Source organism: Methylobacterium sp. WL116 (assembly GCF_008039455.1).
Taxonomy (GTDB): domain Bacteria; phylum Pseudomonadota; class Alphaproteobacteria; order Rhizobiales; family Beijerinckiaceae; genus Methylobacterium.
Genome location: NZ_VRUV01001084.1, coordinates 1 through 576 on the forward strand (window position 1 = coordinate 1; position 576 = coordinate 576).

General features: G+C 72.7%; 1 protein-coding gene. It reads left to right on the plus strand.

Annotated elements, in window-relative coordinates; genetic code table 11:
* On the plus strand, positions 1-576 hold a 576-nt coding region (locus FV223_RS29510), incomplete at both ends, for a DUF4159 domain-containing protein (RefSeq protein ID WP_147730105.1).

Consider the following 576-nt stretch of genomic DNA (forward strand, 5'->3'; position numbering starts at 1 on the left):
CCGCCGGCGCGGGCGGAGGAGCCGCCGGCGAACCGCCCGAACGGCATCGAGTCGGCGCTGGTCACGCGGCTCGCCTACGTGGTCACAGGCGACGCGGCGGTCGACGAGGCGAGCCGAGCCGGTCTCACCGGCCTGACTCAGATGCTGGCCTCGCGGACCGCCCTGGAGCCGGGAGAGCCCGCCGGCCTCGACCCGGCCAAGGACGAGCTGGCGTTCTATCCGCTGATCTATTGGCCGATCGCGCCGGGCCGGCCCCAGCCCTCGGAAGCGACGATCCGGCGGATCGACGCGTTCATGCGCAACGGCGGCACCGTCCTGTTCGACACCCGCGACGCGCTGACGACGCGGGCCGGTGGGCCACCGACGCCGGAGGCCGCCTACCTGCGCAAGATGCTGGCGACGCTGGAGATCCCGGAGCTTGAGCCGGTGCCGTCCGACCACGTGCTGACGAAGGCGTTCTACCTCGTCGACAGCTTTCCCGGGCGCTATGCCACCGGCCAGACCTGGGTCGAGGCGCTGCCGCCGTTGCGCATGAACGCGTCGATCCGCCGGATCGTCGCTTCCGAGGGCTGGGGC